This is a genomic window from Paramaledivibacter caminithermalis DSM 15212, assembly GCF_900142245.1.
Classification (GTDB): Bacteria; Bacillota; Clostridia; order Peptostreptococcales; family Caminicellaceae; genus Paramaledivibacter; species Paramaledivibacter caminithermalis.
The window spans coordinates 41,482-64,169 of sequence record NZ_FRAG01000006.1 but is presented as its reverse complement, the minus strand read 5'-3'; the positions used below and the strand labels follow the sequence as shown (position 1 = coordinate 64,169).

The following is a 22,688-nucleotide window of genomic DNA, read 5'->3' as shown; positions in this document are numbered from 1 at the left end:
TCTAATAAAGGAGGAATGAATTATGCAAAATAACAAGAAACGAGGCTCCTTTTTAGTAAGATGGTGGTTTACTACGAAAATGGCTTTGCATGGGATTTTAGCCAATCCATTGCGTTCTGCACTTACCATACTTGGAGTTGCAATAGGTGTAGCTTCAGTTGTTAGCTTAATGGGTATAGGCGAAGGAGCCAGAAGGGCAGTTGTGGAGCAATTTGAAAGCTTTGGGTCTAATGTTATCACAATTACTGCTCATGATTCTTCTGTGGAGTTTGATCCAGAGTATAGTGAGGAGCTTGTAGAAATAGTACAAGGACTAGAAGCTGCCACTCCAGTAGTCAATACAAAAACATCTTTAAAATGGAGAAGAATAAGGGGAAAGGTTGATATCGTCGGTGTGGATAATGAATTTCCCATTATAAGAGATCATAAATTATGCTTAGGGCATTTTTTTACAAAGGCACATGTAGAGCAAAGAATTCCTGTAGCAGTTTTAGGATACAATATAGGAGTTAACCTTTTAGGAGGCAGAAGCCCAGTGGGCAAATCTATCACTTTAAATGGAAACACATACAGAATTATTGGTGTTCTTAATCCAAAGGGTGAGGGTAAAGCAGATGATATTGATAATAAAATAGTTATTCCATATACATCAGCATTAAAAATAGCAGAAAAAAGGACAGTCGATGCTATCTGGGGGAAGGCTTCTTCAGAAAAGGAGGCAGACTTAGTTATTGTTCAGCTTGGAAGGATTTTCAGAAGAAAGCTTGGACTTGATCAGAAAGCACCTACTCATAGTACTATTTCAGAAGCAGGTGGCGAAGAAGACAGACCTCGAGGAAACGATGAGATGGAATTTGACGATATGAGTACCATGAATAATATGGAACCCATGGAACCAGAGGTACCAAATCCACTTCTACAAAGTGCAGGAGATGAACTAATAAGCATTACTAGTCTTAATCAACTTGTACAGGAAGCTGATAAAGCTAATAGAGTCATGACATTGTTACTTGGAGGCATTGCAGCGGTTTCTCTTTTAGTAGGTGGTCTTGGCATTATGAATATAATGCTTGTTTCAGTTACAGAGAGGAGAACTGAGATAGGAGTTAGAAGGGCTTTAGGAGCAAAACAAACTGACCTTTTATTACAGTTTCTTTTAGAAGCGTTATATGTAAGTCTAATAGGTTCAGTAGCAGGTATTGCTGCTGGAATTTGGGGTTTGAACATATTTGAAGGTCAAGGATTTGAAACTGCTGTTAGTTTTAAAGCTATAAAGATAGCAACAGTTGTTGCATTGTCTTCAGGATTATTGTTTGGGGTATATCCTGCAATATCAGCATCCTCAGTACCACCAGTAGAAGCTTTGAGGAGTCAGTAAAAATAATAATTATAGATAAAAAACAAGGAGAAGACTCACTTTTCCTTGTTTTTACCATATTGATTTAGTATATTTTTTTAAGCCATCCACGTCCTTTATTATTACACGTCTATTTTGAACATCTATAAGATTATTTTCCTTAAAATTTTTTAAAACATTTGTAATAGTACTTCTTGAACAACCTAGATATTTAGCTAGTTCCTCATGGGTGTAGGTATATTGATATTTGATTCTAGTATTGTTTTTAGGTTCTCCTTCTTGGAGAGCTGCGAAACGTAATAGTGTACTGGCTACTTTACCAATAGAATCATTGAATTTGTCATCAGTTATTTTAAGCATCAATAAACGATATTTTCTAGTAATACTATGGATGAAATATCTATAAATCTTTGGATTTTTTTCTAATTCTTTTTCCAAAATACTTCTATGTACAGCAGATACTATGCTGTTTTGTATAGCTTTCGTAATGACACAGGTTCTATAGCCATCAAAATAGTCCATTTCTCCTGAAATAGTACCCTTTGGAAGCCTAAAAAAGCATATTTCATCTCCATCTGTACTATATAAAACTTCCTTTAAGCTTCCTTTAATTACAATATATACTTCATCAGCATGATCTGGATTGATTTCTTCTCCCTTTTTATATAATCTATTAGTACCAAGTTTTGATAAGTTATCTAAGAAAAAAGAAGTCATTTCATTTTGTGATTCTAAATCAAATAGCTCCTTATACATTAAAAACCCCCCAAAAAATCTGGATACTACTATTATATCAGAAATTTGGAGGGATTTAAGATATTATACTAAAAAGAAAATGAAAGATATTAGTCTTATAAACTTAACATATTTTCCCACAAGATAGCTTTATGTCTTCCTTGTTTTCTACAACTGCTTCTATCGCATAAGTCAGACCATTTACAATTTCATCTAAAGTCATATAAGGCATATTTCTCTTATCCATCACTTGTTCTGGAATAAAAGGAACATGAATGAATCCGCCTTTTATGTCTGGATATTTTTTATTTATTAGATAAAGCAATCCATACATTATATGATTGCAGACAAAGGTCCCAGCAGTGTTAGACACGTTTGCAGGAATATTGTTTTCTCTAATTTTTTTGACCATAGCCTTTATAGGTAGATTTGAAAAATATGCATTTTCGCCATCTGGGTAAATTGTTTCATCTATAGGTACATTTCCTTCATTATCTGCAATTCTTGCATCGTCTATATTGATAGCGATTCTTTCAATTGAAATTTCAAATCTTCCTCCTGCTTGCCCAATACACATCACAATATCAGGTTTTTCAGATTTAATAGCTTTATCTAAAGCCTCAATTGATTTGCGAAATACAGTTGGTATTTCTAATTTAATAATTTTGGCTCCAGCTATCACATCATCTAGAAGTTTAACAGCTTCATAGGAGGGATTGATTTTTTCGCCACCAAATGGAGTGAATCCTGTTATCAATATTTTCAAATTATCAGCTCCTTATAGCAGTTAAATAACTGCATTAATATTTATGAATAAGAAAATTATAGAATAGACTAGCTAAAGATTATCTAAAATGCCCAGATATACATTAAAATTATATGTGTAACAAAAAGTGCTAGAGCAAATGGAACCTGTGAAATAATGACTCTATTTTTATTTTTGGTATCTAAAACAGCAGCGGGAACTATATTAAAATTTGCTGCCATTGGAGTCATAAGCGTGCCACAATAACCAGCAGTCAATCCTAATATGCCAGCTATGGCTGGATTAGCTCCTTGGGAAAATACAAAGGGCATTCCAATGCCAGCAGTAATAACTGCAAAGGCTGCAAAAGCATTTCCCATAATCATTGTGAATAATGCCATTCCTACACAATATGCAATTACGCCTGCTAGTATATTTCCTTCTGGAATGATTCCTCCAATTCCAGAAGCTATGACTTCACCAACTCCAGCAGCTTTAAATAATGATCCTAAAGCTGTTAATAATTGAGGAAGTATACAAGCAGCACCTACTTGTAGTAATAAGCGGCTACCATCATATGTCAAATTTGAAGGTGCGGATTTTGTTATTCCTAGACAATATAGTGTAGCTAGAACTGAACCAAAGCCTAATCCCACTAGCCCTCCTAATTTTGGCAAAGCTTGAGCAACAGCGAATGCAACTACACCTATAGTTAATGCAGGCATAAATAGCTTGTTGCCAAGCTTATTAGCACTTTCTTTTCTTGATGCTTCATCTGAATTTTTTAAAGAACCAAATGTAACTTTATTCATTGCGGTTAAAGCTCCCATAACTAGTATAAGGAAACCAACTAAAGCTGGTGGTAAGTATTTACCTATTATAAATATTAGACCGAAAATTCCCCAAAAAGCTGCAGTACCTTGTGGTGCTGGATGTTTTTTATCCTTGAGAGCATATATTGCAGCTGCTATAGATACTAGTCCTGCAAGAACATAAAAAATTTCTAATAGCATATTTTTCATGCTTACACCTACTTTCCTTCCATTTTTATTGTTTTTGTATGTGATTTTCTTTCAAGTCTTTTATCAAGCATATAATTTTGGATTACAGCGTATATAAATGCTATAATAGCTATAGGAATAGCGGATTTTGATACGTTAAGAGGAGTAACTTTAATTCCTAGTTCCTCTAGTGTTCCGACAACTAACAGTACACCACCTGATGCAACAAAAACATTTTGACCAAAAAAGTTTCCAATATTTTCAGCAGCAGCTGAATAACCTTTTATGATGTCTTCTTCTTTTTCATCAACCTTACTAAAATTAATTTCGGCAGCTCCATGGGCCATTGGGTGTACTAAAGGACGAATAAACTGAACATGTCCGCCTAATCTTAATGAAAAAGCAGCTGCTATTTCTCTAGCAAGTGTATATACGGTTAAAACCTTTCCTGTTGTAACAGATTTTATTGATTTGATAAGAGTAGAAGCACGTTCTCTTAGACCATATCTTTCCAATACGCCGATTGCAGGTAAAGTTAATAAAAATAATGTCATATATCTTGTTTTAACAAATGCACTACCAATAATATTGAGAATCTCAATAAAACCAAGTCCGCCAACTAATCCTGTTACTATACCAGCAACAAGAACTACGGCTATGGTGTTATACTTCTTTATGAAGCCGATTAATATGATAAGAACACCTATGAGCTTTAGCATATATAAGTACCTCCTTAAATTTTTTATTTATGAAATAGATTTTTAGATGCTTATTAATAGAGATTATTAAATAAGCAAAAATGTATGATAGGCCTATCAATTGTAAGAATATTATAAATTGAGTTTCAAATTAATTTCTGTATTCCAGACTACAAATTTTTAAAATTTTAATTATTTTTAATGATATCAGATGAACAATAAAGATATTTAAATGTAAGTGAAATATTGAAGCAACAAGGTATCTTTATGAAAAATATTTTGCCATAGGAGGATATAATCTTTTGCTTTTATATTTTGCATATATGGTATAATATAATGTGGTAAAATACATGTCTTTTTACGGAGGAATTGAAATGGCAAATAAACATAGGATTATAGTTGCTTTATCTATTGCAATATTAATTATTTCTATAGCTACAGGTTGCTCAAATAATATAAAAAGAGTTAATAATCAACCAGTTTCAAAGACAGAATTTGTTTTAGGGACAGTAGCAACTATAAAGATTTACGATAATGCTTCTGAAGAGGTTTTTAATAAAGCATTTGGTAAGTTAAGAGAAATAGATAAGAAAATGTCAATAAATATTGATAACAGTGAAGTTATAGCAATTAATTCTAATGCAGGAAAAGATTTTGTAAAAGTGTCTGATGATACTTTTTATGTAATTAAGAGAGGAAAATATTTTTCGCAGCTGTCTGAGGGAAAGTTTGATATTTCAATTGGCCCCCTTGTTAAATTATGGAACATTGGAACGGAATATGCTAAAGTTCCTACTGAGGAAGAAATAGAAAATAAAAAATCACTAATAGATTATAATAATGTAATTTTGAATGAATCAGAAAAAAGTGTTATGTTAAAAAAAGAGGGAATGATGCTTGATTTGGGTGGAATAGCCAAGGGATATGGAGCCGATGAAGTTGTAAATATTCTTAAGGAAAACAATATAAAACATGCAATCATAAATCTTGGTGGAAATATATTTGCCTATGGGAATAAACAAGATGGGACACCGTGGAATATTGGTGTTCAAGATCCAAATTTATCAAGGGGAAATCATATCGGTATAGTACAAGCTTCTGACCAAACTGTTGTTACTTCAGGAGTATATGAAAGATATTTTGAAGAAGATGGTAAGAGATATCATCATATATTAGATCCCTATATAGGTTATCCTGTAGAAAACAATTTAGCAGGGATTTCAATAATTGCTAGAAGTTCCATAGATGCTGATTCTTTATCTACAGCAGCTTTTGTCTTAGGGCTTGATAAAGGGATAGAGCTCATTGAAAAATTAGATAATGCTGATGCAATATTTATTACTAATGATTCGAAGGTTTATATAACATCTGGACTTAAAGGAAAATTTAACTTAACGAACACAAATTTTGAATTAATAGAATAATTTATCTTATCAAGATAATTGAATAAATAGGTATAATTAATATAGTCAAAACTGTTGAAAGTCCAACCATCAAGGAAACATATTTTGAGTTAACTCCATAAAATTCTGAGACTAATGCTGACTGAGTTATTATAGGCATAGCCGCTTCTACAATAAATACCTTGTTTAGTAAATTTGGTAGCTTAAATATCTTAAGACACATAAACATTACCAGTGGTGCGATTAAAAATCTGCCTATAAATACCAGTATACTAGAAAGGTCTAGTTTAATATCATCGAATTTTATTGAATATATAACAATACCAATAAAAAACATAGATAAAGCAGTTGTTATATTTCCAATATATCTAAAGGAATTTACAATAAATTCAGGCAAATTTATATCTAATAGAACTAAAATTATTCCAATCAAAAAACCAATTAATGGAGGAGAGAGGATTTTTTTTAGAGAATCTATTGCAGAGATTTTTTTTGCCTGATTTGAACCGCTTTTCCTTATATTATATGTACCTAATGTCCAAAATAAGCTTGTATTAGCAATATAAAAGAGAAATACGTATGTAGCACTATCTTCACCAAACAATGATATATTTATAGGAAGTCCAATGAATATAGAATTTGAAAAAGTAAACATTACATAAAAAATTCCCTTTTTATCATCATCTATTTTAAAAGTATGGGCTATAATCACAGCCACAAAATATATAATTAAAATAGATAGAAAAGCTACAATTATACCGTTTAGTGAGTCCAATAGTTTTTCTTTACTAAATCGCATGGGGATATTTACAATCATCATTAGTGGAAGAGATACTTTCACGACAAGCTTGGAAAAAAGTTTACTAGTATCTTCATTAAAAAAACCTTTTTCTGTAAGCATAAAGCCTATACCTATCATTATAAAGATAGTCAATACACTATTTAAACCATTTAGCATTTATACATCTCCAATCTTAATAACATATTATAAAGTACAGTAATGATTATAACATATAAAAGATGTATAAGGTGTATAAATTAAAGTCTTTTATTCCAAATATGAAACAAAAATAGTACATTTAAAATTTATGGAATAAATATTTTGCTATTCTATTGAATCATATTTATAAATGTCTTAAAATATATGATAACTAGAATTAATTTGATAAAATTCTATTTTAGGTAATTATATGTAACAAAATATGAATGGAAATAAAAGTTTTATAAAGGTTTTAGTTTTAATTGAAGTGACAATGTACGTAAGGAGGGCATGGCATGAAAAATTATTATAAATTGATGTTAAGGAAATCTTTAATTCTTATGATACTATTGCTAGGGGTTGTATTTGCAGCTTCTACAGCTATAATTTGGAAGTTGAATTTAGATCTTTGGTATGGTATTGGAGTATCTGTTATTATAGTAGGTATTCAGTTTTTATTGGCTCCATGGATTATAGATATTATATATAGTGTTAAATATGATGACCTTAAATTAATAGAAGAATCTATAGGACATGAGGTTTTGGAGTTTATAGAGAAAACATGCAAGGATATGAATATATCAAAACCTAGAATTGGAATAATAAATGATGGAAATCCAAATGCTTTTACATATGGACATTTTCCTAAGGATGCTAGATTAGTTGTTACTACTGGATTAATATCGGTATTAGATAAGGAAGAATTGAAGGCAGTAATAGCCCATGAAATAGGGCATATAAAACATTATGATTTTATCACTATGACAATTGTATCCTTGATACCAATGATACTTTATCAGATATATATAAGAACTAAAAACAATAAATCAAATGGGACTTACTTAGTAGGATTAGGGGCTTATGCAGTTTATATTTTAAGTGGCTTCTTTGTCCTATCATTTTCTAGAATAAGAGAATATTATGCAGATAGTTTTTCAAAAAAGCTAATGGGAAGTGGAGAAAAATTAAAGAGTGCCCTTATAAAAATCGCTTATGGGACAGCAAGTCGTGAGGAGAATGAGGAACCAAGGGTATCCGCAATGGCATTTACCAACAATGTTCAAAATGATGCTTTGCTTTTTACTACGTATAAATTAGATATGAAAGATAAAATTAATAAAACTTTGATGAGATGGGATGTTAAGAATATTTGGGGGAAGTGGTACGAAATTAATTCTACTCACCCTTTAACAGCAAAAAGAATAATGGCATTGACTGGAGAAAAAATTGACGATTCTAAATTATCAATAGAAGATATTAAAAGATTTTCTTTTGATGTATTTATAAATCTATTACCTTGGATTTTTGCAGCTACAATATTATTTTTTGCCCAAACAGAAAACATATTGAAATGTGGTATTTTTGATGTTTTGATAGATAATTTAATAAGTAATCCTCTATATATTTCCTTCATCGGAGTTTGTATATTGATAAAATATTATTACTGCTATAGTAATGGGCATAAAGAATATAAAGTACTCGATTTGCTGAGTAGAGAAGATGCATCGCCTATTAAAGGTGTGCCAGCTATTTTAAAAGGCAAAATTATTGGGAGAGGAATACCTGGTTTATTTTGTAGTGAAGATTTAGTAATAGACGATGATACTGGTATTATGTTTATTGATTACAGACAGCCTTTAAGGATATTGGAATTCTTATTTGGCGTTTTCAAAGCAGAAGAAATTATGGAAAAGGATGTTAAGGTGATAGGATGGTACAAGAGGGGAATTAGACCATATTTTGTTTGTAGATACATCATTGAAGATGGAAAAAAGATTAGATCCTTTAACTTTATTTTAAAGCAGATTTTAGGATATGTATTTATAGCAGCAGGGATTATAATAGCTTTTATTTTTTAAAAATTGGGAGAGCAGTTTAATCCTGCTCTCTTCACTTTAATTAAGCTGTCTTTTTAAATTCTTCATTAATCTAAATGAATATTTTTGCTCATCAAATATATGGTCAATTAATGTCTGCCAAATATTGTCCCGTCTACCTATTGTTTGCAAATCTTTTAAGATTGATAGAAATTTTTTATCATATTTAATAAATCGTTGTAATAATCGTTTTATTTCCCTAAGTAATTTTGCATAATGGTTATATGATGAAATACTTTCATATTCTGCTATTACATCATTGATTTCTTCATTGAATTCCTTAAAATACCGTCTTGATTCTCTTATTTCATTAGTTAGATTATAGCCTAGCCTTATATTTCTACAATCAGCAAACTTTAGTATAAATGTATGATGTTCCATTGAGTCTTTAGACCAAGTTTCAAGTTCCGATAAAACACATTTTAGGTTATTTATGATGGTGTAACAATACATTTTTTCACCTCCTGCATTGTATTATCGACGCCAGATTAGTAATTTTTTTTCGATATAAGCAACCCCTTGATACATTAGCCCAGCTAAAACAGCCAATATTATTACACTTGTCATAACTAGATCCAGTTTAAAGATTTGACTTCCGTAAACTATAAGATGACCTATACCTGCTCTTGAAACTAAAAATTCTCCTACGATTACACCGACCCAGGATAAGCCTACATTTATTTTAAGAGCATTTATTATTGTAGGTATGCTAGCAGGTATTATTACCTTTTGTAGAATTTGATATTTTTTTGCTCCGAAGGTTTCAAGCATTTTAATTTTGTCAGAATCAACCTCTTTAAAGCCACCGTATACGCCAAGCACTGTAACTACTAAGGAAACCATTAACGCAGTAACTATAATACCCGATATTCCGGCACCTGCCCAGACAATAATTATTGGAGCCAATGCGGTTTTAGGCAGAGCATTTAAGATGACCATATATGGATCTAATACTCTAGAAATAAAGTCAGACCACCATAAGAGCACAGCCACCAATGTTCCAAAAACTGTTCCTAAAATAAATCCAACAACGGTTTCAAATACACTTACTCCTATATGCATAAATAATGACCCGCTGGTAGATAGCTTTAAAAATAGCTTCCACATTTGAGATGGATAGCTGGTAAGAAACGTATCTATAAGTTGAAGCTTCGCCAGCAATTCCCAAAGTGCAAAGAATATAATAAGTATGGATATCTGGGTAATGAAAATAACTCTTTTTTGCTTTTTTATGTTTTGCAAAAACTTTATATGTTCCTTTGAATAATTATTATTAGACATGTATATCAAGCTCCTTCCAAATCACGTTAAAATAATCTTTGAATTCTGGAGCCTTTCTTGATGTTAAAGGGGTTCTTATTACATCTAGCGTAAGTTTTATATTGTGTGTAGATTTAACCTTTGCAGGTCGATTTGAAAGAACAATAACTCTATCTGCCATAGATATAGCTTCTGAAATATCATGTGTAACCAATATAGCTGTCTTTTTTTCTTTTTTGAGTATAGTTCCAATCTCATCTGCCACTTTAAGCCGAGTCTGATAATCTAATGCTGAAAAGGGTTCATCTAGGAGCAGGATTTCTGGTTGAGTGGAAAGCGTTCTTATAAGGGCTACTCTTTGTCTCATACCTCCAGAAAGCTGACGTGGATAATGGTTTTTAAAATCCTTTAAACCGTAAGTATCAAGTAATTTTTCAACTTTTGAAATGTTTTTTTCCTTAAGATTATTTTGCACCTCAAGACCTATAAGGACGTTTTTGAGGATAGTACGCCATTCAAATAGATTATCATTCTGAAACATATAGCCTATCTTTTTATCATACTTTTTTACTTCTTCTCCATTAATAAATATTTTTCCAGAGGATGGCTTTATAAGTCCTGCGATTAAAGATAACAGAGTAGTTTTACCGCAGCCACTTGGACCAACTATAGATACTATTTCACCTTCATATACTGATAGAGAAAGATTGCTCATAGCCAAGGTTTCTCCATCCAATGTATGATATATTTTAGATACATTTTGTATATCAACTACTTTATCAGGCAACTTCATGTCCTCCCATCAAAAAAAAGTCATAATATATTTTATTCCTGAGATTTAAATTTGTGAAAAAGTTATATAACAAATTAGAGATAAACAACTTCAAGGTTTAATAAATTACAAAAAAAAATGCAGAAGCATCCATTTATTTTTTTGCAATTTATTATAATTTTTAAGGTTGTTTATCTATAATAAAACTTGAGTTTATAGGAAAATACTTAAGTTTATTTTAGTAATTTTATATCCTCTTTAGCACTTAAAAAAACTTATATACTAAAGCCTATTTTATATTGACAATTGGGTCTAAAATCATATATAATTCTTCTGGAATAAGTTTAGTTAATCTAAACAAAAAGTTTAGTATAAATGTGTATGTATTTTAATACTAATTTTAATATTAAGCTATAATATTAAGCTATAAGAATTTATAGTAGGTGTATAATATAGAGATTCCAGTCAAAGCTTTAAATTATACTATAATTTTTTTATAGGTTAATCAATTTTAATTGCAAGAAATAAAAAATGTATAAATCAAGTTATCAGGTTGAATATCTATATATGATTATTTATTTAAAGGAGGTAGATAGATGACCCTGAATATTATTGAACTCAAAAATGTTTGTAAATATTTTGGAGAACATAAAGCTTTAATTGATATGAATTTTTATGTTCGTAGGAATGAGTTTGTAACATTGCTTGGACCAAGTGGTTGCGGTAAAACTACTACGCTCAGACTTATAGGTGGCTTTGAACATCCAACGTCAGGGGAAATTTTATTTGAAGATACAAATATTGCAGACCTTCCTCCGTATAAGCGAAAAGTGAATACTGTTTTTCAAAAATATGCACTTTTTCCTCATATGGATGTTTATGATAATATTGCATTTGGTTTAAAGGTAAAGAAGATGAATAAAAGTCTTATAGATAAAAAGGTTAAAGAGATGTTGTCCCTAGTTAATTTAAAGGGATTTGAAAAACGTTCCATAGACTCATTAAGCGGTGGACAGCAGCAAAGAATTGCAATAGCTAGAGCCTTAATAAATGAACCTGATGTTCTTTTGTTGGATGAACCCTTGGGGGCATTGGACTTAAAGCTGCGCAAGGGAATGCAGATTGAGCTTAAACGTATACAGCAAAGACTTGGAATTACCTTTATATTTGTTACCCATGATCAGGAAGAAGCCCTTACTATGTCCGATAAAATTATAGTTATGAAGGATGGTAGATTACAGCAAATAGGAACTCCAGAGGATATTTACAACGAACCTGAAAATGCATTCGTTGCTGATTTCATCGGAGAAAGTACAATAGTTGATGGAATTATGCATGAAGACTTTTTAGTTGAATTTGCTGGATGTAAATTTAGATGTGTAGATAAAGGCTTTGGAAAGAAAGAAAATGTTGATGTAGTTATTCGTCCCGAGGATATTAAAGTAGTAGGCTCTGATGAAGGGATGCTAGTTGGTATGGTACAATCTGTAATATTTAAAGGCGTTCACTATGAAATGATAGTAAAAAGCGGTAATCACTTGTTTAAAATACATAGTACTAAAATGGCACCAGTAGGTAAACAGGTAGGGCTTATAATAGAGCCTAATGATATACATATAATGAAGAAGGAGAGGGTAAAGGATGAAGAATAAATTGATTGCCTATCCTTATATTGTATGGATGATACTATTTATTGTGATTCCTATACTTTTAGTGTTATCCTATAGTGTAACCTATAAAAGCGATACAGGTTTAGCCTTTACCCTACAGCACTATAAACGTTTTTTTGATCCCTTATATATTAATGTATTGATACATTCCATGAACTTGGCACTTATCAGCACGCTTATATGCTTGGTCTTAGGATATCCTATGGCTATGATTATAGCTAAGGCGCCAGTACGCCATAGAAATATGATGGTACTATTTTTTGTGATCCCAATGTGGATGAACTTTTTGCTTAGAACCTACTCATGGATGTCGCTTTTAGAACGAAGCGGATTGATAAATAAATTATTAAAATTATTACAACTGCCTACACTAAATATTATGTATACCAATGTAGCAGTGGTATTAGGTATGGTATATAACTTTCTACCATTTATGGTGCTTCCAATATATTCTGTACTAGTTAAAATAGATAAAAGCTTGATCGAAGCTGCTCAGGATTTAGGAGCTAATGAATCAGAAGTATTTTTAAAGATTACATTGCCATTAAGTTTACCAGGTGTAATCTCTGGATTTATTATGGTGTTTATGCCTGCCATCACAACCTTTGTAATTTCGAGGTTGCTAGGTGGAGGGCAGTTTACTTTAATAGGAAATCTTATTGAACAACAATTTTTAAGTGCAGGAGACTGGAATTTTGGTTCTGCAATATCTATACTTATGCTTATACTGATACTTCTTAGCTCCCTTGTTATGAGCAAATACGGTAAAGACAAGGAGGGAGTAGGATTATGGTAAATCGATTTTTAAAGAAGCTTTATAGTTTTTTGATTTATTTGTTCTTATATGCTCCTATCCTTATTTTAATAATATTCTCATTTAACAATTCAAAGTCACGGGGCAGTTGGGGGGGTTTTACACTAAAGTGGTATGGTGCATTATTTAAAGATTCCCAAATAATGTCGGCACTTTACTATACTATAACCGTTGCAGTTACCTCTTCTATCATTGCTACACTAATAGGAACCGCTGCAGCCATAGGAATATATAGTATGAATAGAAAACAGAAGAATATTGTTATGAATTTAACATATATACCAGTATTAAACGCTGATATTGTAACGGGAATTTCATTAATGATTCTATTTATCTTTATTAAATTGCCATTAGGATTTATGACATTGCTTATTGCCCATATTACATTTAATATTCCCTATGTAATATTATCAGTGCTTCCGAAGCTTAAACAGCTTGATAATAATTTATACGAAGCAGCTCTAGACCTTGGAGCTACACCGTGGTATGCCCTATGGAAAGTTATAATACCTGAGATTATGCCTGGAATAATTACAGGAGCATTACTTGCATTTACACTTTCTATAGATGATTTTGTCATAAGCTTTTTTACTACAGGGTCTGGTGTCTCTAATTTATCTATCATCATTTATTCAATGGCCAGAAGAGGTATAAAGCCTAAAATTAATGCCCTCTCAACATTAATGTTTATTACTGTTTTGTCCCTACTTTTTATAATAAACAGTAGAACAAATAAAAATTCACAAAGGAAGGAAGATGTGATTTGAAAAAATTAATTAAGAAATGTCTTTTGATTTCTTTTTCTGTGCTTATGATTATTTCCTTAACTGCATGTCAAGGGGAAAAAAAGGTTACCATTAACGTTTATAACTGGGGAGAATATATTGACAAAAGTGTAATCGGAGAATTTGAAGAAAAATATGGTATAAATGTTAATTATGAATTGTTTGAGACCAATGAAGCTATGTATCAAAAAATAAAGCCAGGGGCTGTTAACTATGATGTAGCTATTCCATCGGATTATATGATAAGTAAGATGATTGAAGAAGATATGCTTTTAAAGATTGATTTTGATAATGTACCAAACTACAAATATATTGATGACAAATTCAAAAACCTAGAATATGACCCTACTAATGAATATTCTGTGCCTTATATGTGGGGAACCGTAGGAATTTTATATAATAAAACTATGGTAAAGGAGCCTGTCAACAGCTGGGATATATTATGGGATGAAAAATATGCAAAGCAAATCCTTATGCAGGACAGCCAAAGAGAAACTATAGGAGTTGCATTGCAAAAACTAGGATATTCTTTAAATACAAATAATCTAGATGAGCTAGAAGAAGCGAAGCAGGAGCTTATAAAGCAAAAACCATTGGTTTTGGCATATGTTGTTGATGAAGTAAAGGATAAAATGATAAGTGGAGAGGCAGCTTTAGCAGTAGTATGGGCTGGTGACGCTGTTGTTATGATAGAGCAAAATCCAGATTTAGCCTATGTTGTACCAGAGGAAGGAAGTAACTTCTTTGTGGATGCTATGGTTATACCTAAGACATCAAAACACAAAAAAGAAGCTGAGATGTTTATAAATTTTATGTGTGAAACAGAGATAGCATTAAAGAATACTAATTATATAGGATACTCTACTCCACATACTGAAGCAAAGAAAATGTTAGACCCCAAAGTTGCAAATGATCCAGTGGCTTATCCAAGTGATGACATACTTGAAAAATGTGAAGTTTATAGGGATTTAGGGGATATGGTAAAAATATATGACCGTATTTGGACTGAAATAAAAGCTGCAAAATAGTATATAATACAAACCTCCTTCAATGAGATGAAGGAGGTTTGTATCTTTAAAATTTATTAGTATTACGCATACGTTTATTAGCCTTTTTACTTATTTTACTAGTATTAGTCTTGTAAATTTTATTAGAGTCATTCAATTCCAATTCAGTAGACATTTCATATTTAAATTCATTTAAAGCTTTTCTAGCATTTCTATCAATTTTTTTGTTAGCCATAGGAAATCCTCCTTTATTTTGTAGTATAAAACTAATATTATTTTTTACATTTGTTTTTTGATAATACATGTAAATATTATCTATTTGTGAATATAATTATATTAATTGGTATTTGAATGTCTAAATCTTTTTAGTTGTTTAGATTCATTTGGGAATAATAAATATTATATAATCAAAGTTGGAATTTAATGAATATCATTATCAAATGATAGGATATATCTAAAAAAAGTGTTGCAAATTAGTAAACAAGTTAATATAATATACTATATAAACAAAATTAATTATCAATTGAAAGTACATAAAATGTGTTATAAATTTTGAATTTACAATTATGGGGTGAAATAATGAATAATGAGCAAAGAATTAAAATAGCAAATAGAATATCTGTGGTTACAATAATAGCTAATATTATATTATCGGTAATAAAGGTTATTGTAGGCTTTATAGGAAAAAGTAATGCGGTTATTGCCGATGGATTTCATTCATTATCCGATGTATTTAGCACGATAGTTGCCTTAATAGGAATAAGACTTGCTAACAAGGAAGATGATGAAAATCACCCCTATGGACATGAAAAAATAGAGCCAGTTATGGGGAAAATTCTAGCAAATATATTATTGATAACAGCTTTATTTATGGGATACAATGGTATAAAAAACATTATTCAAGGAAACTACACGATTCCAGAAAAGATTACCATATATGCTGCTGTTTTTTCTATTATAGTTAAGGAGTGGATGTATAGATATACAGTTAAGGGAGCAAAAAAAATAGATAGCTCAGCGCTACTCGCCGACGCATGGCATCATCGCAGCGATGCATTATCCTCGGTGGGTAGTTTATTAGGTGTTACTGGAGCTATATTGGGATATCCCATATTAGATTCTATAGCAGCTGTTATCATTAGTGTATTTGTTGCGAAGGTTGCTATAGATATTTACCTTCAATCTATTAAAGAATTAATTGATTCAGCTGCCGACGAAGAGACTATAGATGATATAAGAAAAATAATACTTGAAACCGAAGGCGTTATTCAAATAGATGAATTAAAGACAAGGATACATGCCAATAAATTATATGCTGATGTAGAAATTTCTGTTAGTAAAGATTTATCAGTATCTCAAGCCCATGATATTGCTGAAAATGTCCATTATAAAATTGAGAAACAGATAAAAAAAGTTAAACATTGTATGGTGCATGTAAATCCTTTTGGGGAAAGATAATATTTAGAGATAAACAACTTAAGGGTTTAACAAATTCCAAAGAAAAAATGTAAGAGCTTTCATTGTTTTCTTCTAAAATTTACCAAAAGACCCTAGCACTTGCAACTGCGAACATGGAACTTGTAACTAGAAGGCGTCTTAAGACGCCTTGGGCTGTTGACAAAAGCCCAATTTCTGCGTTGCTGCCAAAATTTCCGTTGCTCACTTGCCATCTTAGCAAGCTCCGCTACTCAATTTTGGCGTGCCTTGAACTTGGACTTTTTTCAAAGCCTGTCATCTTGTAGACTTTGTCTACAATCTGAGGCGTCTTAAGACGCCTTTGTTTTTGGAAATTTTTAATAATTATATTAGCATTTTTCATTTGAGATAATAATAATAATATAATTTGTTATGTAGATTTCCAATAGTAAAACTTAATTTATACATATCAAAATGTCCAGAGTTTTTAAGGAATTTTGATGTGCATAAATTAACTATTTTACTGGAATATCTATAGTAAAAACTATGAAAATGTAATACAAAACAAATTTTATTTAAATTTAACATAAATAAAGAAAGGAATTAGATATATGAGATTAAGTAAATTAATTAATGAAGGTGAAAAAATAGAAAAAAAATTTACTAATAGAAAAGAATTTAATGAAAAGAATAATAGATGGATAAATAAAAGTCTTTCATACTTGAAAGAAAATTATCCAAAGAGTGTTTTAACTAATGATTTTATATTAGAAAGTGAGAAAATAGATAAAAATTATCATAATATGGTAGCCATTTTAAAGGGACTAAAGGATGTTGAAGAAGAATTAGATTTGCTTAATGAATAAATATATTAAAAAAGGGTGATTGTAAATGAGAATTAATGAAAGTAGACGTGTTGAAAAAATGATTGATGAATATTTTTCTCCCCAATATATATCTTTGTCGAACAGTAGAGAACTAAGCAATATAAAAAATATAGAAAAGAATTGTATGTTTGAGGGAAATGTAAAAAAATGCAGAAGAGGAGATAGTATAGAATACTAGAAGCTATAAAAAAAAGATGCTATTTAATAAAGTAGTGTCTTTTTTAGTTTAAATATATGTTGTCCTATAGATGTGATAGGATATATAATAGAAATGGAGGTGTTTTTATGGTAAAAGAATCCATCTTAGATTATGTTATCTATAATAGTAAAATTTATTCTAGTGCAGAAATTAATATATCTAAAAGTGAAAAAAAATCTATATATGAAGTGATAAGAATAATAGAAGGTATTCCTTTATATTTAGAAGAGCATATTACAAGACTGAGAAAATCTGCTCAGATTCTTAATGAGAACATTGATAAAAGTGATAAGGAATTAACCTATGAAATTATCAAACTAATAGAAATAAATAAGGAGTATAATGGAAATATAAAGATATTATGTATTGGTGATGAGGAAGGGTTTGGAAATATATATCTATATTTTATAAGGAGTTTTTATCCATCTAAAGAAATGTATGAGGAGGGTATACATACTATACTTTATCAAAGTGAAAGAAAAAATCCAAATGTTAAAACCTTCAACCAGCACCTTAGACAAATGATAAATATAGAATTAAAAGAACAAAATGCATTTGAAGCTTTACTTGTAAATGACAATAACCAGATAACAGAAGGAAGCCGATCAAACGTATTTTTTGTAAAGGATGAAAAATTATTTACTTCTCCAGCGAATGATGTTTTACTTGGAGTTACACGTTCAAAAATAATGGAACTATGTAAGATGCAGGACATAGGTGTTGTTCAGCGAAAAATTGCAGTAGATAGTTTAAAAGAATACGATGCAGCTTTTATAACAGGGACTTCTATTAATGTGCTTCCCATAAAGAGTATAGGTAATATAAGCTTTAACTCATCTAAAAACGATATTATTATCAAAGTTATGGGAATATATGAAAGGGATAAAACAGATTATATAAAAAAAAGAAAAAATATTTAATAAAAATACAGCCAATTTTTTTGCTGTTGCTGAAAAGGAGAAATGTTCATGTATTTCTATATACCACCTTCTGCTTACTCCTTTTCAGCATGCATTAAGCTTCAGTTTTGTTAAAAACCTTTTGTCTTGTTGTATAGGAACTCAAACATATTTTGAAGAAATTTTATGGGTTGAACAAAGTTATTTCAATTGATACAAGGAATTATAAGCTATTAACAGTAAAATATCGGTGCAAATTGTTTTCTTTTAAAACTTGCTAGAAAGACCCTAGTTGCAAAATGGAACTTGAAACTTAAAGCGCATCGGCAGTCATCTCTATTCTATCTTATAACCAACACAGGAATCTTAGAATGAAGAACCATCTTATTTGTAACACTTCCAATTAGAAACCTTTTACTCCTTGACATCCCATGGGTAAACATTATAATTAAATCACAATCTTTTTTCTCAACTGTTTCTAAAATAGTAACGGCAGGATCTCCTAAAGCTGTTTCAGTAGTTACTTTTATACCCGTTCCATTAAAGGATTTTTTTTCATCTTCAACAATTCTTTTTGCAATTTTTTGAGGATTACTTTTTTCGTTTTTTAAGATAACAGGATTATATAACCATCCGAAGGGTGGAGTTAAGTCTTGTGCATTGAATATAATTATTTGTGAGTCAAATTTTTCAGCGATTTTCTTAGCATGCTCATAGGCTTTAGGGCATATTTCTGAACCGTCAATGAGTAGAAATATCTTTTTCATAAGTAATACCTCCTAAAATGTATATATATTATTATTTAAAGCATAGTTATGAAATAAGTTTAAAAAATAATTTATTAAGTATAAATTCGTTAAGTTGTCAAGTAGAAAAAGCATATAATTTTATGTTAAAAAAAAAATTAACATAAAAATAACATAAAAAAAGAAGGATTTCTAAAAAATGTGTATAATATATAACTAAATGATAATCTAATGATATTGCTATTAAATTATTTGGGGGATTTATGCAAATGATTGACAATGGGGACGAATTGAGGGAACTGGTGTTATTGGTTGAGAAATTTATAGAAATTGCAGACGAATTAAAAAGAAATGGAAGAATAGATGAAGAACAATATGCATATATAACCAAAAATAAGATTGAGTTTTTAAGAGAAAAACGCCAAAATTTTGAGTAGGAAAAAGGGAAAAACCTTTCTAGGATATATAGAAAGGTTTTTTCATGATTTATTAAAATTACTATAGAAATTTAAGTAAATACTTTAATTTATACATGTTCAAAATGCCCAGAAACATTGCATATTTATACATATCAAAATATCCAGAGTTTTTAAGGAATTTTGATGTGTATAAATTAACTGTTTTACTGGAATATCTATATAATACATGATTAATTGGTTAGTTAAAATTGGCATAAGCTTTTCCTTTCATTACAAAAAATATAAATTAGCTATTGACGAATTAGAGACTTTTTTTTAGTATGATATAAGAAATTCATACTAAAGAAAAGGAGGAAAATAATGAAGGAACAATTAATAACCCATAAGAATAAACTTTTAAGTACAAAAGTTTTAGTAGGTTCAGGGCTACTTGTTGGACTAAGCGTTATTTTAACAAGATTTTTTGGAATAATGCTTCCAATTGCAGGTGTTTCTGGGCTAAGAATAAGTTTTGGTTCGATTCCGATATATACAGCTGGAATTTTATTTGGACCTTTAGCAGGTGCATTAACAGGAGTAGCTGCGGATCTATTAGGATTTATGATAAATCCCATGGGTGGTGCATATTTTCCTGGTTTCACATTAAGTGCTGCACTTAGAGGTGTAATACCTGGTATCGTTTATATGGGAATTAGATCTAATGAAATAAGGTTTAATTTTAATATTATAAATACAGCCACAGTAATAGTGTTAGCTGTAGCTGTTGTGAAAGCCCTTTTTGTTAAACAGTTATTAGTTTTAAAAAATGGATGGATATATTATCAAGATAAGAAATTATCGGTTATATTTATTGTTTTGTATATCGTTATAGTGTTTGTCTATATTTTAATTCCAATATTAATGGGTAAATTAAAAATGAAATCACAAAAGATATATTCTTTAGATAAGATATTTTTTATTGTAACTTTGTCTACATTAATTGTTTCTATAGTTTTAAACAGCCTATGGCTTGCTATTCTCTTTAATAAAGGATATATTATTTTCCTGCCAACTAGAATAATTTCTAGTTTTATTACTATTCCAGTAGATACATTTATACTATACTCTTTTATAAGGTTTTCAAATGGTCTAAAATATTAAATTTTAAGAAAATAGTATATAATATATATGATATCTGAAGTTTTGCACTTTTTGCGAAAATCATTGATTTCAAGTTATTTATCATAAAATAAAAAACTTAGCATTTTAATTGTTCTATAGAAAAGTGCAGAACTATAGATGATATAAAAATTTAAATAAATTTTACTTATGAGGGGGAATTGAAATGACATTTAAATCGGATATTGAAATAGCTCAAGAAGCAACACTTAAGGATATTAGAGAGATAGCTGAAAAACTAGGATTAACAGAGGATGATATAGACCTATATGGCAAATATAAGGCGAAGGTAGATTATAATGTATTAAAGAAAACTGAAAGCAAAGATGCAAAAATGATTTTAGTAACAGCTGTTAATCCTACCCCAGCAGGAGAAGGTAAAACTACTACAACTATAGGTGTGGCTGATGCACTTTCAAGATTAGGCAAAAACACAATAGTAGCTTTAAGAGAGCCATCACTTGGGCCTGTATTTGGAGTAAAGGGTGGAGCAGCAGGAGGTGGATATTCACAAGTAGTTCCAATGGAAGACATAAATCTTCACTTTACTGGAGATATACATGCTATAGGTGCTGCCAACAACCTACTTGCAGCAATGCTTGACAACCATATTCATCAAGGAAATGCATTGGATATAGATGTTAGACGAATAGTGTGGAGAAGAACAGTAGATATGAATGACCGTCAGCTTAGAAAAATAACTAACGGTCTAGGGGGAAAAGGAAATGGAGTACCGAGGGAAGATGGCTTTGATATAACCGTTGCATCAGAAGTAATGGCGGCATTTTGTTTGTCAAAGAATATTTCAGATTTGAAGGAAAGATTGGCACGTATAGTAGTGGCATATAATCGCAAAGGGGAAATAGTAACAGCAAGCGATCTAAATGCACAGGGAGCTATGGCAGCACTGCTTAAGGATGCTTTAAAGCCTAATCTAGTGCAAACCTTAGAAGGAACACCAGCATTTATACATGGTGGACCATTTGCAAATATTGCCCATGGATGTAACTCATTGATGGCAACAAGAATGGCAAGACATTTTGCTGATTATGTAGTAACAGAGGCTGGATTTGGTGCAGACCTTGGAGCAGAAAAATTCCTTGACATAAAATGCCGTATGGCAGGATTTAAACCTGATGCAGTAGTTATTGTAGCTACAGTAAGAGCACTTAAATACAATGGTGGAGTTCCTAAAAGTGAATTAAATAAAGAAAATCTTGAAGCTTTAGAAAAGGGTTTACCAAATTTATTGAAGCATGTTGAAAATATTACTCAAAACTTTGGACTTCCAGCTGTTGTGGCTATCAATCGTTTCCCATTTGATACAGAAGCAGAATTAAAATTAGTTGAAGATAAATGTAAAGAATTAGGAGTGAATGTAGCGTTATCTGAAGTATGGGCAAAAGGAGGAGAAGGTGGAGAAGTTCTAGCAAAAGAATTACTAAGACTCATCGATGAAGGTAATAATAATTTTAAGTTTGCATATGATACCACTATGAGTATAAAAGAAAAAATCAATGCAATAGCTACAAAAATATATGGTGCTGACGGTGTAGAATATACATCTAAGGCAGATAAAGAGATTAAAAACCTAGAGAAACTAGGATTCGGTGAGTTACCAATATGTATGGCAAAAACACAATACTCTTTATCTGATGATCCTAAAAAATTAGGAAGACCTGAAGGATTTAAAATCACTGTTGCTAATATTACCGTTTCAGCAGGTGCTGGTTTCCTAGTTGTTCTTACGGGTGATATCATGAAGATGCCTGGGCTTCCTAAAGTTCCTTCAGCTGAGAAAATAGATGTAGATGAAAATGGAGTAATAACGGGCTTATTCTAAAGCTGAATTAGGAGGAAT

Annotated in this window: 24 protein-coding genes; 14 read left to right on the top strand and 10 right to left on the bottom strand. The window is 30.8% G+C overall.

Annotated features, from left to right (window positions below; all coding sequences use genetic code 11):
* Positions 1-22 precede the first annotated feature (22 nt).
* Positions 23-1,378, top strand: a complete 1,356-nt coding sequence (locus BUB36_RS03810; protein ID WP_073147191.1) for an ABC transporter permease — start codon at positions 23-25, stop codon at positions 1,376-1,378.
* 51 nt (positions 1,379-1,429) lie between these two features.
* Here the strand turns inward: BUB36_RS03810 and BUB36_RS03805 are convergent, their stop codons facing one another.
* From BUB36_RS03805 to BUB36_RS03790, 4 genes are all read right to left on the bottom strand, one after another.
* A complete protein-coding gene (locus BUB36_RS03805; protein WP_073147189.1) occupies positions 1,430-2,113 on the bottom strand; it encodes a Crp/Fnr family transcriptional regulator in 684 nt (227 codons plus the stop codon).
* A 103-nt stretch (positions 2,114-2,216) separates the two neighbouring features.
* Positions 2,217-2,858, bottom strand: coding sequence for a pyroglutamyl-peptidase I (pcp, locus tag BUB36_RS03800; protein ID WP_073147186.1), 642 nt, complete (start codon positions 2,856-2,858; stop codon positions 2,217-2,219).
* Between the two features lie 83 nt (positions 2,859-2,941).
* On the bottom strand, positions 2,942-3,859 hold the full coding sequence (locus BUB36_RS03795; protein ID WP_073147184.1) for a DUF979 domain-containing protein: 918 nt from the start codon (positions 3,857-3,859) through the stop codon (positions 2,942-2,944).
* 8 nt (positions 3,860-3,867) lie between these two features.
* A complete protein-coding gene (locus BUB36_RS03790; protein ID WP_073147182.1) occupies positions 3,868-4,557 on the bottom strand; it encodes a DUF969 domain-containing protein in 690 nt (229 codons plus the stop codon).
* Between the two features lie 353 nt (positions 4,558-4,910).
* Between BUB36_RS03790 and BUB36_RS03785 the strand changes: the two genes are divergently transcribed.
* Positions 4,911-5,960, top strand: a complete 1,050-nt coding sequence (locus tag BUB36_RS03785) for an FAD:protein FMN transferase (protein ID WP_073147180.1) — start codon at positions 4,911-4,913, stop codon at positions 5,958-5,960.
* A gap of 1 nt (position 5,961) precedes the next feature.
* Here BUB36_RS03785 and BUB36_RS03780 read toward each other — a convergent pair whose 3' ends face one another.
* Positions 5,962-6,897 carry an AEC family transporter gene (locus BUB36_RS03780; protein WP_073147178.1) on the bottom strand — a complete coding sequence of 312 codons (936 nt, stop codon included), beginning with the start codon at positions 6,895-6,897 and terminating at the stop codon, positions 5,962-5,964.
* 317 nt (positions 6,898-7,214) lie between these two features.
* Between BUB36_RS03780 and BUB36_RS03775 the strand changes: the two genes are divergently transcribed.
* Entirely contained in the window at positions 7,215-8,777 is a 1,563-nt protein-coding gene (locus BUB36_RS03775) for a zinc metalloprotease HtpX (RefSeq protein ID WP_073147176.1), read from the top strand.
* Positions 8,778-8,813: 36 nt separating this feature from the next.
* Here BUB36_RS03775 and BUB36_RS03770 read toward each other — a convergent pair whose 3' ends face one another.
* Genes BUB36_RS03770 through BUB36_RS03760 form a run of 3 tightly spaced genes read right to left on the bottom strand, consistent with a single transcriptional unit; the run spans position 8,814 to position 10,842 of the window.
* Positions 8,814-9,248 (bottom strand): DUF2935 domain-containing protein, encoded by a 435-nt coding sequence (locus BUB36_RS03770; protein WP_073147174.1) that lies wholly within the window; start codon positions 9,246-9,248, stop codon positions 8,814-8,816.
* Positions 9,249-9,269: 21 nt separating this feature from the next.
* Positions 9,270-10,076, bottom strand: coding sequence for an ABC transporter permease (locus tag BUB36_RS03765; RefSeq protein WP_106406469.1), 807 nt, complete (start codon positions 10,074-10,076; stop codon positions 9,270-9,272).
* Positions 10,069-10,842 (bottom strand): ABC transporter ATP-binding protein, encoded by a 774-nt coding sequence (locus tag BUB36_RS03760; RefSeq protein WP_330390402.1) that lies wholly within the window; start codon positions 10,840-10,842, stop codon positions 10,069-10,071. The genes BUB36_RS03765 and BUB36_RS03760 overlap by 8 nt, the downstream gene beginning before the upstream one ends.
* A gap of 581 nt (positions 10,843-11,423) precedes the next feature.
* Between BUB36_RS03760 and potA the strand changes: the two genes are divergently transcribed.
* The 4 genes from potA to BUB36_RS03740 are packed head-to-tail and all read left to right on the top strand — an operon-like array spanning position 11,424 to position 15,124.
* Positions 11,424-12,479 (top strand): spermidine/putrescine ABC transporter ATP-binding protein, encoded by a 1,056-nt coding sequence (gene potA, locus BUB36_RS03755; RefSeq protein ID WP_073147170.1) that lies wholly within the window; start codon positions 11,424-11,426, stop codon positions 12,477-12,479.
* Positions 12,469-13,293, top strand: coding sequence for an ABC transporter permease (locus BUB36_RS03750; RefSeq protein ID WP_073147168.1), 825 nt, complete (start codon positions 12,469-12,471; stop codon positions 13,291-13,293). Before potA ends, BUB36_RS03750 begins: the two co-directional genes overlap by 11 nt.
* Positions 13,287-14,078, top strand: coding sequence for an ABC transporter permease (locus BUB36_RS03745; RefSeq protein WP_073147166.1), 792 nt, complete (start codon positions 13,287-13,289; stop codon positions 14,076-14,078). The genes BUB36_RS03750 and BUB36_RS03745 overlap by 7 nt, the downstream gene beginning before the upstream one ends.
* A complete protein-coding gene (locus tag BUB36_RS03740; protein WP_073147164.1) occupies positions 14,075-15,124 on the top strand; it encodes an ABC transporter substrate-binding protein in 1,050 nt (349 codons plus the stop codon). Before BUB36_RS03745 ends, BUB36_RS03740 begins: the two co-directional genes overlap by 4 nt.
* 46 nt (positions 15,125-15,170) lie before the next feature.
* On the opposite strand, the gene BUB36_RS19400 is transcribed toward BUB36_RS03740, so the two are convergent.
* Positions 15,171-15,338 (bottom strand): small, acid-soluble spore protein, alpha/beta type, encoded by a 168-nt coding sequence (locus BUB36_RS19400; protein ID WP_165613021.1) that lies wholly within the window; start codon positions 15,336-15,338, stop codon positions 15,171-15,173.
* Positions 15,339-15,682: 344 nt separating this feature from the next.
* Here BUB36_RS19400 and BUB36_RS03735 point away from each other — a divergent pair, with 344 nt between their 5' ends.
* The 4 genes from BUB36_RS03735 to BUB36_RS03725 all read left to right on the top strand — a co-directional run bounded on the left by BUB36_RS03735 (position 15,683) and on the right by BUB36_RS03725 (position 18,525).
* On the top strand, positions 15,683-16,561 hold the full coding sequence (locus BUB36_RS03735; RefSeq protein ID WP_073147162.1) for a cation diffusion facilitator family transporter: 879 nt from the start codon (positions 15,683-15,685) through the stop codon (positions 16,559-16,561).
* 569 nt (positions 16,562-17,130) lie between these two features.
* On the top strand, positions 17,131-17,385 hold the full coding sequence (locus BUB36_RS03730; RefSeq protein ID WP_073147160.1) for a hypothetical protein: 255 nt from the start codon (positions 17,131-17,133) through the stop codon (positions 17,383-17,385).
* 25 nt (positions 17,386-17,410) lie between these two features.
* Positions 17,411-17,584: a hypothetical protein gene (locus BUB36_RS19575; RefSeq protein WP_165613020.1), complete on the top strand. Its 174-nt coding sequence runs from the start codon at positions 17,411-17,413 to the stop codon at positions 17,582-17,584.
* 107 nt (positions 17,585-17,691) lie between these two features.
* Positions 17,692-18,525, top strand: coding sequence for an aminotransferase class IV (locus BUB36_RS03725; protein WP_073147158.1), 834 nt, complete (start codon positions 17,692-17,694; stop codon positions 18,523-18,525).
* Positions 18,526-18,845: 320 nt separating this feature from the next.
* Here the strand turns inward: BUB36_RS03725 and BUB36_RS03720 are convergent, their stop codons facing one another.
* Positions 18,846-19,271 (bottom strand): universal stress protein, encoded by a 426-nt coding sequence (locus BUB36_RS03720; protein WP_073147156.1) that lies wholly within the window; start codon positions 19,269-19,271, stop codon positions 18,846-18,848.
* 248 nt (positions 19,272-19,519) lie between these two features.
* Between BUB36_RS03720 and BUB36_RS19570 the strand changes: the two genes are divergently transcribed.
* The 3 genes from BUB36_RS19570 (at position 19,520) to BUB36_RS03710 (ending at position 22,670) form a co-directional block, all read left to right on the top strand.
* On the top strand, positions 19,520-19,687 hold the full coding sequence (locus BUB36_RS19570; RefSeq protein WP_165613019.1) for a hypothetical protein: 168 nt from the start codon (positions 19,520-19,522) through the stop codon (positions 19,685-19,687).
* A gap of 342 nt (positions 19,688-20,029) precedes the next feature.
* Positions 20,030-20,809 (top strand): folate family ECF transporter S component, encoded by a 780-nt coding sequence (locus BUB36_RS03715; RefSeq protein ID WP_073147154.1) that lies wholly within the window; start codon positions 20,030-20,032, stop codon positions 20,807-20,809.
* Between the two features lie 184 nt (positions 20,810-20,993).
* Positions 20,994-22,670, top strand: a complete 1,677-nt coding sequence (locus BUB36_RS03710) for a formate--tetrahydrofolate ligase (RefSeq protein WP_073147152.1) — start codon at positions 20,994-20,996, stop codon at positions 22,668-22,670.
* Positions 22,671-22,688: the final 18 nt, after the last annotated feature.

Bases quoted from the DNA above. Each gene is read 5' to 3' on its own strand.
- BUB36_RS19400 (WP_165613021.1), bottom strand. From the start codon at position 15,338: ATGGCTAACAAAAAAATTGATAGAAATGCTAGAAAAGCTTTAAATGAA.
- BUB36_RS03745 (WP_073147166.1), top strand. From the start codon at position 13,287: ATGGTAAATCGATTTTTAAAGAAGCTTTATAGTTTTTTGATTTATTTG.
- BUB36_RS03720 (WP_073147156.1), bottom strand. From the start codon at position 19,271: ATGAAAAAGATATTTCTACTCATTGACGGTTCAGAAATATGCCCTAAA.
- BUB36_RS03710 (WP_073147152.1), top strand. From the start codon at position 20,994: ATGACATTTAAATCGGATATTGAAATAGCTCAAGAAGCAACACTTAAG.
- BUB36_RS03775 (WP_073147176.1), top strand. From the start codon at position 7,215: ATGAAAAATTATTATAAATTGATGTTAAGGAAATCTTTAATTCTTATG.
- BUB36_RS03730 (WP_073147160.1), top strand. From the start codon at position 17,131: ATGAGATTAAGTAAATTAATTAATGAAGGTGAAAAAATAGAAAAAAAA.
- BUB36_RS19575 (WP_165613020.1), top strand. From the start codon at position 17,411: ATGAGAATTAATGAAAGTAGACGTGTTGAAAAAATGATTGATGAATAT.
- BUB36_RS03735 (WP_073147162.1), top strand. From the start codon at position 15,683: ATGAATAATGAGCAAAGAATTAAAATAGCAAATAGAATATCTGTGGTT.
- BUB36_RS03790 (WP_073147182.1), bottom strand. From the start codon at position 4,557: ATGCTAAAGCTCATAGGTGTTCTTATCATATTAATCGGCTTCATAAAG.
- BUB36_RS03805 (WP_073147189.1), bottom strand. From the start codon at position 2,113: ATGTATAAGGAGCTATTTGATTTAGAATCACAAAATGAAATGACTTCT.
- BUB36_RS19570 (WP_165613019.1), top strand. From the start codon at position 19,520: ATGATTGACAATGGGGACGAATTGAGGGAACTGGTGTTATTGGTTGAG.
- BUB36_RS03765 (WP_106406469.1), bottom strand. From the start codon at position 10,076: ATGTCTAATAATAATTATTCAAAGGAACATATAAAGTTTTTGCAAAAC.
- BUB36_RS03715 (WP_073147154.1), top strand. From the start codon at position 20,030: ATGAAGGAACAATTAATAACCCATAAGAATAAACTTTTAAGTACAAAA.
- BUB36_RS03770 (WP_073147174.1), bottom strand. From the start codon at position 9,248: ATGTATTGTTACACCATCATAAATAACCTAAAATGTGTTTTATCGGAA.
- potA (WP_073147170.1), top strand. From the start codon at position 11,424: ATGACCCTGAATATTATTGAACTCAAAAATGTTTGTAAATATTTTGGA.
- BUB36_RS03795 (WP_073147184.1), bottom strand. From the start codon at position 3,859: ATGAAAAATATGCTATTAGAAATTTTTTATGTTCTTGCAGGACTAGTA.
- BUB36_RS03785 (WP_073147180.1), top strand. From the start codon at position 4,911: ATGGCAAATAAACATAGGATTATAGTTGCTTTATCTATTGCAATATTA.
- BUB36_RS03780 (WP_073147178.1), bottom strand. From the start codon at position 6,897: ATGCTAAATGGTTTAAATAGTGTATTGACTATCTTTATAATGATAGGT.
- BUB36_RS03810 (WP_073147191.1), top strand. From the start codon at position 23: ATGCAAAATAACAAGAAACGAGGCTCCTTTTTAGTAAGATGGTGGTTT.
- BUB36_RS03750 (WP_073147168.1), top strand. From the start codon at position 12,469: ATGAAGAATAAATTGATTGCCTATCCTTATATTGTATGGATGATACTA.
- BUB36_RS03725 (WP_073147158.1), top strand. From the start codon at position 17,692: ATGGTAAAAGAATCCATCTTAGATTATGTTATCTATAATAGTAAAATT.